Origin of the sequence: Streptomyces sp. SCSIO 30461 (assembly GCF_037023745.1) — a bacterium.
Classification (GTDB): domain Bacteria; phylum Actinomycetota; class Actinomycetes; order Streptomycetales; family Streptomycetaceae; genus Streptomyces.
The window spans coordinates 1561054-1574069 of sequence record NZ_CP146101.1; the positions used below are offsets into that span (position 1 = coordinate 1561054).

12 protein-coding genes and 1 pseudogene are annotated in these 13016 nt (G+C 70.0%); 10 read left to right on the forward strand and 3 right to left on the reverse strand.

All coding sequences use genetic code 11. From position 1 onward, the window contains the following. Positions 1 to 9: 9 nt before the first annotated feature. Both V1460_RS07155 and nudC read left to right on the forward strand, forming a co-directional pair. Positions 10 to 1440 carry a dipeptidase gene (locus V1460_RS07155; RefSeq protein ID WP_338672823.1) on the forward strand — a complete coding sequence of 477 codons (1431 nt, stop codon included), beginning with the start codon at positions 10 to 12 and terminating at the stop codon, positions 1438 to 1440. A 77-nt stretch (positions 1441 to 1517) separates the two neighbouring features. Further along, the gene (gene nudC, locus V1460_RS07160) at positions 1518 to 2465 is read left to right on the forward strand and encodes an NAD(+) diphosphatase (RefSeq protein WP_338672824.1); all 948 of its coding nucleotides are present in this window, start codon (positions 1518 to 1520) and stop codon (positions 2463 to 2465) included. Between the two features lie 101 nt (positions 2466 to 2566). On the opposite strand, the gene V1460_RS07165 is transcribed toward nudC, so the two are convergent. Beyond that, positions 2567 to 2824, reverse strand: coding sequence for a glutaredoxin domain-containing protein (locus V1460_RS07165; RefSeq protein ID WP_338672825.1), 258 nt, complete (start codon positions 2822 to 2824; stop codon positions 2567 to 2569). Positions 2825 to 2996: 172 nt separating this feature from the next. Between V1460_RS07165 and V1460_RS07170 the strand changes: the two genes are divergently transcribed. From V1460_RS07170 to V1460_RS07190, 5 genes are all read left to right on the forward strand, one after another. After that, positions 2997 to 5177, forward strand: coding sequence for an ATP-dependent DNA helicase UvrD2 (locus V1460_RS07170; RefSeq protein WP_338672827.1), 2181 nt, complete (start codon positions 2997 to 2999; stop codon positions 5175 to 5177). Positions 5178 to 5342: 165 nt separating this feature from the next. Beyond that, complete coding sequence (locus V1460_RS07175; RefSeq protein WP_338672828.1) at positions 5343 to 5666, forward strand: hypothetical protein; 324 nt, start codon at positions 5343 to 5345, stop codon at positions 5664 to 5666. Positions 5667 to 5835: 169 nt separating this feature from the next. Then, positions 5836 to 6204: a WhiB family transcriptional regulator gene (locus V1460_RS07180; RefSeq protein ID WP_338672829.1), complete on the forward strand. Its 369-nt coding sequence runs from the start codon at positions 5836 to 5838 to the stop codon at positions 6202 to 6204. Further along, a complete protein-coding gene (locus V1460_RS07185; protein ID WP_338672830.1) occupies positions 6201 to 6524 on the forward strand; it encodes a hypothetical protein in 324 nt (107 codons plus the stop codon). Before V1460_RS07180 ends, V1460_RS07185 begins: the two co-directional genes overlap by 4 nt. 149 nt (positions 6525 to 6673) lie before the next feature. Continuing rightward, positions 6674 to 6871 carry a hypothetical protein gene (locus V1460_RS07190; RefSeq protein ID WP_338672831.1) on the forward strand — a complete coding sequence of 66 codons (198 nt, stop codon included), beginning with the start codon at positions 6674 to 6676 and terminating at the stop codon, positions 6869 to 6871. 26 nt (positions 6872 to 6897) lie between these two features. On the opposite strand, the gene V1460_RS07195 is transcribed toward V1460_RS07190, so the two are convergent. Both V1460_RS07195 and V1460_RS07200 read right to left on the reverse strand, forming a co-directional pair. After that, positions 6898 to 8388, reverse strand: a complete 1491-nt coding sequence (locus tag V1460_RS07195) for an AarF/ABC1/UbiB kinase family protein (RefSeq protein WP_338672832.1) — start codon at positions 8386 to 8388, stop codon at positions 6898 to 6900. Next, entirely contained in the window at positions 8381 to 9589 is a 1209-nt protein-coding gene (locus tag V1460_RS07200) for a ThiF family adenylyltransferase (RefSeq protein ID WP_338677934.1), read from the reverse strand. The genes V1460_RS07195 and V1460_RS07200 overlap by 8 nt, the downstream gene beginning before the upstream one ends. Positions 9590 to 9847: 258 nt before the next feature. Here V1460_RS07200 and V1460_RS07205 point away from each other — a divergent pair. From V1460_RS07205 to V1460_RS07215, 3 genes and pseudogenes are all read left to right on the forward strand, one after another. After that, positions 9848 to 10429 (forward strand): annotated as a pseudogene (locus tag V1460_RS07205) (M48 family metallopeptidase); the annotation flags it as partial. A 288-nt stretch (positions 10430 to 10717) separates the two neighbouring features. After that, positions 10718 to 12307: a TerD family protein gene (locus V1460_RS07210; protein WP_338672833.1), complete on the forward strand. Its 1590-nt coding sequence runs from the start codon at positions 10718 to 10720 to the stop codon at positions 12305 to 12307. A gap of 13 nt (positions 12308 to 12320) precedes the next feature. Then, positions 12321 to 13001 (forward strand): AIM24 family protein, encoded by a 681-nt coding sequence (locus V1460_RS07215; RefSeq protein WP_338672834.1) that lies wholly within the window; start codon positions 12321 to 12323, stop codon positions 12999 to 13001. Positions 13002 to 13016: the final 15 nt, after the last annotated feature.

The following is a 13016-nucleotide window of genomic DNA, read 5'->3' on the forward strand; positions in this document are numbered from 1 at the left end:
CTCAGGGACATGAGCGAGACCCAGGACAACGCCGTCCGCACCTACATACACGGGCACCGCGCAGCCTTCCTCGACGACCTCGCCGAGTGGCTGCGCATCCCGTCGGTCTCGGCACAGCCCGAGCACGCAGGGGACATACGGCGCAGTGCCGAGTGGCTCGCCGCCAAGCTGAAGGAGAGCGGCTTCCCGGCCGCCGAGGTGTGGGAGGTCCCACCGGCGGCGGAGGAGGCCGCTCCGGGCGCCCCCGCCGTGTTCGCCGAGTGGCCGTCCGACGACCCGGACGCCCTCACGGTCCTGGTCTACGGCCACCATGACGTACAGCCCGCGGCACGCGAGGACGGCTGGCACACCGACCCGTTCGAACCGGTCGTCGAGGACGGCCGGTTGTACGCGCGGGGCGCGGCCGACGACAAGGGTCAGGTGTTCTTCCACACCCTGGGTGTACGCGCCCATCTGGCCGCGACGGGCCGTACCTCCCCCGCCGTGCATCTGAAGCTGCTCGTCGAGGGAGAGGAGGAGTCCGGCTCCCCGCATTTCCGGGCGCTCGTGGAGCGGCACCGGGATCGCCTCGCCGCCGATGTGGTGATCGTCTCCGACACCGGGATGTGGTCGGAGACCACCCCCACGGTCTGCACCGGGATGCGCGGTCTCGCCGAGTGTGAGATCGAGCTGTACGGACCCGGGCAGGACATCCACTCCGGCTCCTTCGGCGGGGCTGTGCCCAACCCGGCCACGGTCGCCGCCCGGTTGGTCGCAGCACTCCACGACGAGCACGAGCGGGTGGCCGTCCCAGGCTTCTACGACGGGGTCGCGGAGCTGACCGACCCGGAGCGCGAACTGTTCGCCGAGCTGCCGTTCGACGAGGACGAGTGGCTGCGTACCGCCAGGTCCCGGGCGACTCTCGGCGAGGCCGGCTACTCCACCCTGGAGCGTGTCTGGGCCAGGCCGACCGCCGAGGTCAACGGCATCGGGGGCGGCTACCAGGGCCCCGGCGGCAAGACGATCATCCCGTCGTCCGCCATGCTCAAGCTGTCCTTCCGGTTGGTCGCGGGCCAGGACCCGGACCGTGTGGAGGAGGCCGTACGCGACTGGGTGGCCTCCCTGATCCCCACCGGTATCCGCCACGAGATCACCTTCGGCGGAGCGACTCGCCCCTGCCTGACCCCGCTCGAGCATCCCGCCCTCCAGGCGGTCGCCCGATCCATGAGCCGGGCCTTCGACGGCCGGAAGATCCGCTTCACCCGTGAGGGAGGCTCGGGCCCGGCCGCCGACCTCCAGGACGTGCTCGGTGCACCGGTGCTCTTCCTGGGCATCTCCGTTCCGTCCGACGGATGGCACGCGCCCAACGAGAAGGTCGAGCTGGACCTGCTGTTCAAGGGCGTCGAAGCGAGCGCCTACCTGTGGGGAGAGCTGAGTGCCTCCCGGACCGCCCGAAGCTGAACGCGGGCACACCGTCCCAACGCCAGTACGCCGAACGACCCGAACGACCCGAACGACCGGGGGAGTGGAACGCACCTGTGAGCATCTTCCATCACGTTGCCGACGGACGGCCGATCGGGCTGACCGCGCCGAGCGGAATCGACCGCGCCGCCCATCACCGGCTGGACGAGGCCTGGCTGGCGGCGGCGTGGAGCCACCCCTCCACCCGGGTCTTCGTGGTCTCCGGCGGTCAGGTGCTCGTGGACGACACACCCGACGGCGGTACCGGACTCGTGATGACCCCGGCCTTCGAAGCCCCCGTCACCGAGACCCACCGGTACTTCCTGGGCACCGACGAGGACGGCGTCAGCTACTTCGCCCTGCAGAAGGACGCCCTGCCGGGGCGCATCGACCAGTCGGCGCGTCCCGCGGGACTGCGTGAGGCCGGGCTGCTCCTGTCGCCGCGCGACGCGGGCCTGATGGCGCACGCGGTCGCGCTGGAGAACTGGCAGCGCCTGCACCGCTTCTGCTCCCGCTGCGGCGAACGCACCACCATCGCGGCGGCGGGCCATGTCCGCCGCTGCCCGGCCTGCGGTGCCGAGCACTACCCTCGCACCGACCCGGCCGTGATCATGCTGGTCACGGACGAGCAGGACCGTGCGCTGCTGGGGCGCCAGGTGCACTGGCCGGAGGGACGCTTCTCGACTCTGGCCGGCTTCGTGGAGCCGGGCGAGTCGATCGAGCAGGCCGTGGTGCGGGAGGTCTACGAGGAGGCGGGTGTCACGGTCGGCGAGGTCTCGTATGTCGCCAGCCAGCCCTGGCCTTTCCCGGCCAGCCTGATGCTGGGATTCATGGCCCGTGCCACCTCCCCGGAGATCACGGTCGACGGCGAGGAACTGCACGAGGCCCGCTGGTTCTCCCGAGAGGAGCTGGGCGCCGCCTTCGAGTCGGGGGAGGTACTGCCCCCGTACGGCATCTCGATCGCGTCCCACCTGGTCGAGACGTGGTTCGGCAAACCGCTGCCGAAGCCCGGATCGGCAGTCTGACCTCCGCACGCCGTCGGCGCACCGAAGCGCCCCTCCGGTCACGACGGTGCCGGAGGGGCGTGGCGCGCGGCTCGCGGAACGCGGGTGAAGGTCCAGGCGGGTCAGCCGGTGAGAGCCTGCTTGACCTGGGCCAGGCTGGGGTTCGTCATGACGATGTTCTCGCCCCCGCTCGGCGGCACGACGAGAACGGTGGGGACGGTCTGGTTGCCCCCGTTCGCCTTCTCCACGAAGGCCGCCGACTCCGGGTCCTCCTCGATGTTGACCTCGACGTACGAGATGCCTTCCCGGTCGAGTTGGCCCTTCAGCCGAACGCAGTAGCCGCACCAGGTCGTGCTGTACATCGTCAGAGATCCCTGCATCTTCTTCTCCGCTCCTCCGGTTCGTGGGCCTGTCCGGCTACTCGAACGTACGTGACGACGGCGCCATTCCCCACACGCCCGTCACACACCTCACACCCGATTCATACGACCGGTCGGCTCCGCCTGTGGACAACCGACTCGGTGATCTTCCCGGACCTGGCAGCATGGCGGCGTGACAGCAGCAACGCACTCCACACTCTTCCCACAGGTCCCCGAGTCGGCCGACGCGGTGCTCGACGGGCTCGACCCCGAGCAGCGCGAGGTCGCGACCGCCCTGGCCGGTCCGGTGTGTGTGCTGGCCGGTGCCGGCACGGGCAAGACGCGCGCGATCACTCATCGCATCGCCTACGGGGTGCGCGCGGGGATACTCCAGCCGTCGAGTGTGCTGGCGGTCACGTTCACCAACCGGGCGGCGGGGGAGATGCGAGGCCGGCTGCGGCAGCTCGGAGCGGGCGGAGTGCAGGCACGCACCTTCCACTCAGCCGCCCTGCGCCAGCTCCAGTACTTCTGGCCGAAAGCCGTCGGTGGGGAGCTACCCAGGCTGCTTGAGCGCAAGATCCAGCTGGTCGCCGAGGCGGCGGCACGCTGCCGGATCCGGCTGGACCGCAACGAGCTCCGCGATGTGACCAGCGAGATCGAGTGGGCCAAGGTCACCCAGACCGTGCCCGCGGACTATCCGGCGGCAGTCACCAAGGCACTCAGGGACGCCCCCCGCGACCCGGCCGAGATCGGCCAGATCTATGCGCTGTACGAGCAGCTGAAGCGGGACCGCTCGGTCATCGACTTCGAGGACGTGTTGCTGCTCACGGTCGGCATCCTCCAGGACCGCCACGACATCGCCGAACAGGTCCGCCGCCAGTACCACCACTTCGTGGTGGACGAGTACCAGGACGTGTCACCGCTCCAGCAGCGACTGCTGGACCTGTGGCTGGGCGACCGGGACAGCCTCTGCGTCGTCGGCGACGCAAGCCAGACCATCTACTCCTTCACCGGGGCCACCCCGGACCATCTGCTGAACTTCCGCGCACGCCATCCGCAGGCCACGGTCGTCAAGCTCGTGCGCGACTACCGCTCAACCCCCCAGGTGGTGCACCTCGCCAACGGGCTGCTGCGGCAGGCACGCGGCCGTGCTGCCGAGCACCGGCTCGAACTCGTCTCGCAGCGCGATCCGGGCCCCGAGCCCGCCTACACGGAGTACGGGGACGAGCCCGCGGAGGCGGAGGGCACCGCCCGTCGTATCCGCGAGCTGATCGCGTCGGGAGTCCCCGCGGGTGAGATCGCGGTGCTCTTCCGGGTCAACGCCCAGTCCGAGGTCTACGAGCAGGCGCTCTCCGATGCCGGTGTGCCCTACCAACTGCGTGGCGCGGAGCGGTTCTTCGAGCGTGCCGAGGTCAGGGAGGCCGGGGTCGCCCTGCGCGGCGCCGCCAGGGCCGGGGGGAACGACTCCCTGCTGGACGACGCCGAAGACCTGGGTTCCCAGGTGCGGGCGGTGCTGTCGACCAAGGGCTGGACCACCGAGCCGCCTGCTGGGTCCGGGGCGGTCCGCGACCGCTGGGAGTCCCTGGCCGCGCTGGTCCGGTTGGCTGAGGACTTCGTCAGAGCCAAGCCGGGGGCGACACTGTCCGACCTCGTCTCGGAGCTCGACGAGCGGGCCGCCGCCCAGCATGCCCCGACCGTCCAGGGCGTCACCCTGGCCTCCCTCCACTCGGCGAAGGGCCTGGAGTGGGACGCCGTGTTCCTGGTCGGTCTCACCGAGGGCATGATGCCCATCACCTATGCCAAGACCGACGAGCAGGTCGAGGAGGAGCGCCGACTGCTCTACGTGGGCGTCACCCGCGCCAGGCTCCATCTGTCACTGTCCTGGGCGCTGTCCCGGGCGCCCGGCGGCCGGGCCTCCCGCCGCCCCACCCGCTTCCTGGCCGGACTGCGTCCCGGTTCGTCGGCGCCCGGTGGCGGTGGGGCGGGCGGTGCGGGAGGTACCGAGCGGGGCGGTGGGCAGGCCGCCCGGCGCAAGCGGCGCGGACCTGCGCTGTGCCGGGTGTGCGGCAAGACGCTGACCGACGCCGGCGAGATGAAGCTGATGCGCTGTGAGGACTGCCCGTCCGATATGGACGAGGCACTCTACGAGCGGCTGCGCGAGTGGCGCTCGGGGCAGGCCAGGGAGCTCGGGCAGCCCGCGTACTGCGTCTTCACGGACAAGACCCTGATGGCGATCGCCGAAGCCGTCCCCGGCAGCGAGGGGGAGCTCGCTGTGATCTCCGGTGTCGGCAGCCGCAAGCTGGAGCGTTTCGGAGTCGACGTCCTCGCCATCTGTACAGGTCAGCAGCTTGAGGGCGACGGCGACGAGGACTGATGCAAACTCGTCGAGAAAATAGTTTGCGCCCGCCCTGGTCATCCCCATAGGTTCTTAACCACGAGCACAGCGGCTTCTCTGAAGCTCTGTCCTCGTGCTGTACTTATCCGAATACGCGTGATCGGCCCCGGCCGGTCCCAGAGACGCCGAGAGGAGGCGATTCCAGTGATCAGCATCGACACCAGCTTCATCTGCACCACCGAAATGACCGATCGCTCGGTCGTCTCCGCCTGCTCGCTCGGTCTCTCCGGCTCGGCGTTCATTGGCACCGGTCTGTCCGGCTTCGCTGCCGAACTTCCGGTCTCCCCGCGTGCGGCTCTGCCCGTCCGGGAGCGCAATGAGCGACCGACCAAGGCACTGGCAGCAGGAGTAGTGAAGGCAGAGGCGAAGGCCTATGGCTTCGCAGCCGCCAGTGCCGGAATGAAGCAGACGCACCACCACACGATGTGGGCCTTCCGTGGGCTCGAACCCTGGAGTGATCCAGCCTGATCCATGATCAGGCCGGCGCCTTCAGGGCCGCGGAACCCCACCCGGGATCCGCGGCCCTTCTGTTTTCCCCGATGAGGAAACAAGCGGAGGCGCCTCGGGACCAGCAAGACCCGGTACCAGCCGAAACCCGGTCCACAGACCGGAACAAACAGACGAGGAAAACACCACCGTGCAACTCGAAGCGCACGCCCCGTCCGTACCGCCTTCCGAGACGCTCTCCCCGCCCTGCCCCACAGAGGACTCCACCTTGACCCCGCTCACCGCGCTCACCGCGCTCGACGACGCCATCGAGAACCTCGGCGTACCCGTCCCCTGCCGTTCCTACGACCCGGAAGTCTTCTTCGCCGAGTCGCCGGCCGATGTCGAGTACGCCAAGTCCCTGTGCCGGACCTGCCCGCTCATGGCGGCCTGCCTCGCGGGAGCCAAGGAGCGGCGTGAGCCGTGGGGCGTCTGGGGCGGCGAGCTGTTCGTCCAGGGTGTGGTGGTAGCCCGCAAGCGGCCCCGTGGCCGTCCGCGCAAGAACCCGGTCGCGGCATGAACGCCATCGGCACCATCGACAACCCCCTCACGCACGATCCCCAGAAGCAGGCCCCGATGACCTCTTCCGCCAGTGAGCCGTCCGGCTCCGCGACTCCAGCCTTCAGCACCATCGACGCGAACGCCTCGCGTCAGAACAGGACCCGTGAAATGCAACTCATCCAAGAAGCCCTGGCTCGTGCGCATATGCACGACCGCATGCGGGAAGCCGATGCGGAACGTCAGGCCGCGCGTCTGATCGCCGCCCGGCGGATGCAGCGCCGCGCCGAGCGGGTGTCGCTGCGCGCTCGCCGCGCGCTGGCCATGGCCGTCATGCACTGACCGGCAGCCCGGCTGCCACCCGAGTATGAGCTCCCACGCGGGGGCCGGTCCGAGCGGACCGGCCCCCGCGGTCGTCGCCCCTTGCGCGGTGTGTCGTCTCCCCGGTGCGTTGGCCCTGCCGCCCGAGCCGTCCGAGGTATCGTCACGTGGTGGACCAGCACACTCATCACCCTGTTCAGCCGGGTGCCGAGAACGCCGTGTGTTCCCGGTGCGGCAAGGTCGCCGAGGGCACTCCACCGACCTGGATCTGCTCCGTGGAGAACGGCAGGCGCCGCTACTTCTGCGAGGACTGCGCCCGAGCCAACATCAGAGCCATCGAGGGGCGGCTCGACTCCTCGTGGTGGTGAAGGTCGTCTACCCGGACACGCACGGCTCAGGCCCCCGCGACCAGTTCATCCGCGTCGGACGCCGCACTCGGCTCGTCGTCATTGCCGTCCTCTTCATCGTCGTTCCCGTCGCCGCCCAGGTTCCTGCCGTCGGCGTCGGTAGCGTCGGGATGGCCGTGCTTCACCGCGCCATCCGCCACGAACCCCGGCAGCCACTCCTCCAGTTCGTCCCGGAGCCGGACGGTCGCGTTCAGCTGGCACAGCACTCCGATGGTGCTCAGCGTCACCCGGTGGATCAGCAGATACGCGGGCGGAAGGTTGAGCTGCTTGCCCAACTGGTGGGCGGGGGAGCGGGGATCGGCGATCCGGGCCGCCTGGCCGCGCATCCAGCCTCGGGTGAAGGTGAACGCGTCGGCCTCGGCCGGCTCGATGATCGGCAGCAGATAGTCGAGCACCGCGTCGGGCTCCAGATAGACCGACTCCTTGACGAAGCCTTCCGCGCGCAGTAGCCCGTAGACGGCCTCGGCCTCTCCCGCCAGAGCGAGCCGCAGCGACTCGCCTATGGTCGAGGGCAGCCCGCCTGGGAGCCGGTCGACCGTACCGAAGTCCAGCACGCCCAGCCGCCAGGAGCCGAAGTCCTCATCGGCATCGCCTGGATCACCCGCCGGGAGCAGCCGGAAGTTGCCCGGGTGCGGGTCTGCGTGCAGCAGTCCCGTGCGAGCCGGTCCCGAGAACAGGAAGCGGGCGAGCAACTGCCCCGCGCGGTCGCGCTGCTCCGGGGTGCCGTCGCTGATCACATCGGCGAGCGGTATCCCGCCGATCCATTCGGTCACCAGCACCTGATCACCCTGGTGGACCACGTCCGGGACCACCACATCTGGATCACCGTGGAACCTCCTCGCGTGCTCCTGCTGGGCCCGGGCCTCGAGACTGTAGTCGAGTTCCTCCGAAATACGGTCCCGCAGTTCGGCGATCAGCGGTTTGATGTCCATCCCCGGAACCAGCGGACTCAGCAGCCGTGCGAACCTGCTCAGCTGGGTCAGGTCCGAGAGGAGTGCCTCACCGGCTCCGGGATACTGCACCTTCACCGCGACCTCGCGTCCATCGTGCCAGACGGCGCGATGGACCTGGCCGATCGATGCCGCTGCCGCGGGCTTGTCCTCGAACTCCGGGAACAGCTCTCGCCAGTCCTCTCCGAGACGCTCCGCCAGCACCTGGTGGACCCTGCTCGCAGGCATCGGCGGTGCGGCGTCCTGGAGCTTGGTCAAGGCGGCCCGATAGGGGCCCGCGACCTCCTCGGGGAGCGCGGACTCGAACACGGACAGCGCCTGTCCGACCTTCATGGCACCGCCCTTGAGCTCGCCCAGCACCCGGAACAACTGCTCCGCTGTGCGCTGTTGAAGCTCCCTGGCCACGATCTCCGCGGACTTGCCGCCGATCCGCTTGCCCAGACCCCATGTCGCGCGACCCGCGAAGCCCAAGGGCAGAGCGGCCAACTTGGCGGTACGGGTGACCGCCTTCCGGGGAAGATCAGACATTGCGCCCCTCCAGTTCGCAGACTGCCGTGCCGCGTGCAGGGGATAGCCGTTCATTTCGTCGTGCGGTGACCCCGGCCCCCGTTGCGCGCTCTCCCCCAGTCTGCCCAACCGCACCACACAAGCAGTCAGGGTGGCCCCGGAACAGCTCCGACCTCCACTCCAAGAGCGGCAGCGAAACCTCCCAGCGGGCGCCGGTGCCGGACGGCACGTCGCCGTCGAGGAACGCCAGCGCGTGGGCCGCGGCGAGTCCTGCGACCGCGGTGGCGAGCCCCAGGTCACAGGGCCCCGCGAGGGTGGCGTCGCGTCCCGAGCGCCACTGCGCCAGCATCCGAGGCCATGCCGGATCACGGTCGGTCCGCGCCTCCTGCAGACAACCCGCGCAGGCGCTGCCACCCGGCAGCACCAACGGCCCCACCATCCCGGTGCCTTCCAACACCCCGGCGTACAGATGCGGGGTGCCGGTGGCGACCCATTGCTCGGCGACAGCGGGGTCGGGGGCGTAGACCGCGAGACCGTCCCTCGGCGCGATGACGACCAGGGAAAGCGGCGGCTCATCCCGTGCCGTCCCACCACGCTGCTGCCGGCATGCCGCGCGCGGCGGTCTGACGGCCGCCCACTTCCGCACCAGCCGACCGGCCGCGGCGTCCCGGCGCTCGCCGACCGCGCCGTCGGGCAGACCGCCGGGAGCCACATCACCGGGCGCGGTATCGCCCGAGTCCAGGACGTCGACCCGACCCACACCCGAGGCGGACAATGTCGCCGCGATCGCCGCTCCGACCCGACCGGCACCGCGCACCTGGACGCGCAGCGCTGCCCGCCCGGCCAACCGGGCCATCGCGGCGCCTGGTTCGGGATGCACCACCGAGAGCGAGGCGAGATCGGGCCGCAGCCGGTCGAGCGCGGGGCCGACCCGCCTACGCAGAGCGTCGGCGTCCGGTCCGCCCCCTGTCGGGTCGTCGACCAGTCCCGCTGTGGCCAACCGTGCCAGCAAGGCGTCCACCCGGCCGTCGGGCAGTCCCAGCGCCCTGGCCTCCTCCCGCAGCCTGGGCAGCCCGCGAGTGCCGTCGATCAGAGAGAGCAGACTCCCGGTCGCCACGTCGACCGGTCCGACGACCACCGCATGCGCCGAGGTGGCACCGAACTGCACATGCCGCATATCCCGCCAAGCCCGCCTAAGACTTCGCTTCACCACTGGATGCACCATTCCCCCGTCCTCTCCGGAAAGGGGACCCGTCCGACCGCGCGGACCGCGTTCCCCGCCGCGACATCCGTCCGGATTTCGGATGGAGCCGTCTGACGAGCAGAATGCTCTTCCCCGGCAACAGACGCGGAAAGTTGTCCACAGGCGGTGCGTACTAATCGTCCAAATCGCGCGCGTCGTTGAAGCCCGCCGGACGGATCAAGGTTCATCCGGCTCGCGGGCGGGACTTACCCGACGCGCAGCGGGTAACGTCGGGGCGTGTCCGCCGAGCCCCCGCACAGCGCCGAAAGCCGGCAGCGCAGTGCGCCCCGATACTCGTCCCGGCCCTCGGCGACGAGCGCTGTCGAGGTACGCAGGAGCGCCCGACGCAGGAGAACGGTCTCCGCCTACCGTGAGGGAGACCGGACGATCGTGCTCATCCCCGCCCGGATGTCCGAGGCGGAGGAGCAGCGCTGGGTGACGGTGATGCTCGACAAACTCGCCGCCCAGGAGAGCAAGCGGTCTCTCGGCGACGCGGAGCTGGCGGAGCGGGCCGCGAGGCTCTCCGCGCAGTACTTCGGCGGGCGGGCCAGGCCTGACTCCGTGCGCTGGGTGACCAACCAGAACACCCGCTGGGGCTCCTGCACCCCCGCGGAGGGCAGCATCCGCCTGTCCCACCGGCTCCAGGGCATGCCGGATTACGTGGTCGACTATGTGCTCGTCCACGAGCTGGCGCACCTCCTCGTACCAGGCCATGGACCGCGCTTCTGGAAGCTCCTGGAGGCCTATCCGCGTACCGAACGGGCCCGCGGCTATCTCGAGGGTGTGGCGGCCGCTGCCCGGCTGCCGCGCCTGCCCGGCGACTCCGGCTCCGGGCCGGGCTCCGGCGCCGGTTTCGACGCTGGTGATTCCGTCGCTCTCCTCGACTCGGTCGATCCCGCGGATTGCGGCGACCTTTCCCAAACCGCCGATCATGCCGATCCCGGCGGGCAACTCGCCGACGGCTGAAAGCCGTTCGCCGACAGGCACCCGCAAACGGGGCTTGTCGATCCTGTACCGAATCTGTCCCGAGTCGACTCAATGTCGCCCGCAGCGGTTAGCCTGGCGCGACGTAGTCACAGTCGTCGGGATGGGGGACGGTCGTAACGCATGGCCAGGGAATTCCAACGGGGCCACAAGGCCAAGATCAGTGATCTCACTCCGGGTACGGATCTGTACGTGGGAGTGCAGATCGCGGCGCCCGGACTGACCTTCGACATCAGTTGCTTCGGCCTCGACGCCGACGAGCAGCTTTCGGACGACCGGTATTTCATCTTCTTCAACCAGCCGAAGTCGCCCGAGGAGTCCGTCCAGCTGCTCGGCGCGCAAGCCGGTGACACCGAGTCGTTCCGGGTCACGCTTGACCGTGTCCCGGCGAGCATCCACAAGCTGTCGTTCACCGCCACGATCGACGGCGCCGGACAGATGTCGCAGATCGGCCCCGGGTACATCCGGATCGTCGCGGGTGGCGAGGAAGTCGTCAGATACGCCTTCACCGGCTCGGAGTTCTCCACCGAGCGCGCAGTGATGCTGGGCGACCTCTACCTCAAGGACGTCTGGCGGTTCGCCGCCGTCGGACAGGGCTTCGACGGCGGACTCGACGCGCTGCTGAGGAACTTCGGCGGCGAGGTTGCCGAGGAGGAGCCCGCCGCACAGCAGGCGCAGCCGCCGCAGGCCGTGCCAGGGTTCGCCCCGCCTGCTCAGGCTCCGTCCTTCGTGGCGCCGCCGGCCCCGCGGACACCCGTGGCCCCGCAGCCGACGCCCGCGTTCGGCGCGCCTCACACCGCTGCTCCGGCCGCGCCTCAGGCTCCCGGCGGCCCGCAGATGCATTCAGCGCCCACCATCGCCGCCCCCATGACCCCGCCCACGGGCACGGTCCCACCGCAGGCGCCGTACGGCCAGCCGCCCCAGCAGCCGCCGTTCGGCCAGGTGCCCGGTCAGGCCCCGGGCACTCAGGCTCCGGCCTTCGGCCAGCAGTCCGCCCCGTACGGCCAGCCCGGTGCGCCCCAGGGCGTTCCGCAAGGCGTGCCCCAGGGCGGCGCCGGCCTCCAGGCGGCACTCCAGCCCTACAAGGAGCTGCCCACGGGTCAGCGCTGGACCCCGCAGAACCAGCAGCTCATGCGGGTCGATCTGGCCATGGGCGGCGCTCCCGTGCTCGCCCGGCAGGGCAGCATGGTGATGTACCAGGGCAAGATCGACTTCAGCTACAAGGGCGCGGGTTTCGCCGGCCGGATCGTCGGCAACGCGACGGGCCAGGAAATGCAGTTGATGCGCTGCACCGGCCGCGGCCAGGTCTTCCTCGCCGAGGAAGGCGCCCATCTGCACCCGATCGAGCTCCAGGGCGACGGAATCTGCGTCTCCGCCGAAAGCGTCCTCGCCTTCGACGAGTCCCTCCAGCACGAGGTCCGCCGTATCGAAGGCCACGGCATCCCCGGCGGCGCGCTGTTCACCATGCTCTTCCAGGGCACCGGCACGGTCATCGTGAAGACCCGCGGCACCCCGGTGGTGCTCCCGGTCACCCCGACTACCTTCGCCGACTCCAACGCCATCGTGGCGTGGTCCGCCGCCTCCCAGGTGATCCTGGCCAGCCAGGTCAGGCTGCGCCGCAATTCCTACCCGGGCCACAGCGGGGAGACCGTGAACCTCCAGTTCCGGGGCGCACCCGGCAACTTCATCGTCGTCCAGCCCTACGAGGTCTGAGGGAGCCCGGAGAATGAACCAGCAACTCGCGGGCTACGCCCCGACCGCCGTCACGGCCAGGATGGAGAACCACGGCCGCACGATGCTCAAGGTGGCCATGGCCACGGGCCAGGATCTGTTCGCCCGTGCCGGCTCGATGGTCGCGTACGAGGGTTTCATCCAGTACGAGCCCAACCCGTCCGCCGTCCGCCGGGTCGCCTCGCAGTGGGTGACCGGCGAGGGGGCGCCCATCATGAAGTGCTCCGGCGACGGTCTGCTCTATCTGGCCGACTACGGCGCCGATGTCGTCGTCGTCAACCTCGACAACGACTCGCTCTCGGTCAACGGCACCAGCGTGCTGGCCTTCGACGCCCACCTCCAGTGGGGTGTCGAACGCGTCAAGGGCCTCGCCAAGTTCGCCGGGCAGGGTCTGTGGAACGTCACGGTGGCCGGCACCGGGTGGGTCGCCCTCACCTCGCGCGGCACACCCATCGTGGTGGATTGCGGGCGCGGCGATGACGAGACCTATGTGGACCCGGACGCCCTTGTCGCCTGGTCCCCGAACCTGAAGGTGAAGGGCAAGCGCAGCTTCAAGGCCGCGTCCCTGATCGGCCGGGGCAGCGGAGAGGCGTACCAGATGGCCTTCTCGGGCCAGGGCATCGTCGTCGTACAGCCTAGTGAGGACAGCACCGACCGCCTGCGGATCCGGGGCTGAGGGGGAGCGAGAACA

Bases quoted from the DNA above. Each gene is read 5' to 3' on its own strand.
- V1460_RS07185 (WP_338672830.1), top strand. From the start codon at position 6,201: ATGAACGCCATCGGCACCATCGACAACCCCCTCACGCACGATCCCCAG.
- V1460_RS07155 (WP_338672823.1), top strand. From the start codon at position 10: ATGAGCGAGACCCAGGACAACGCCGTCCGCACCTACATACACGGGCAC.
- V1460_RS07195 (WP_338672832.1), bottom strand. From the start codon at position 8,388: ATGTCTGATCTTCCCCGGAAGGCGGTCACCCGTACCGCCAAGTTGGCC.
- V1460_RS07210 (WP_338672833.1), top strand. From the start codon at position 10,718: ATGGCCAGGGAATTCCAACGGGGCCACAAGGCCAAGATCAGTGATCTC.
- V1460_RS07215 (WP_338672834.1), top strand. From the start codon at position 12,321: ATGAACCAGCAACTCGCGGGCTACGCCCCGACCGCCGTCACGGCCAGG.
- V1460_RS07165 (WP_338672825.1), bottom strand. From the start codon at position 2,824: ATGCAGGGATCTCTGACGATGTACAGCACGACCTGGTGCGGCTACTGC.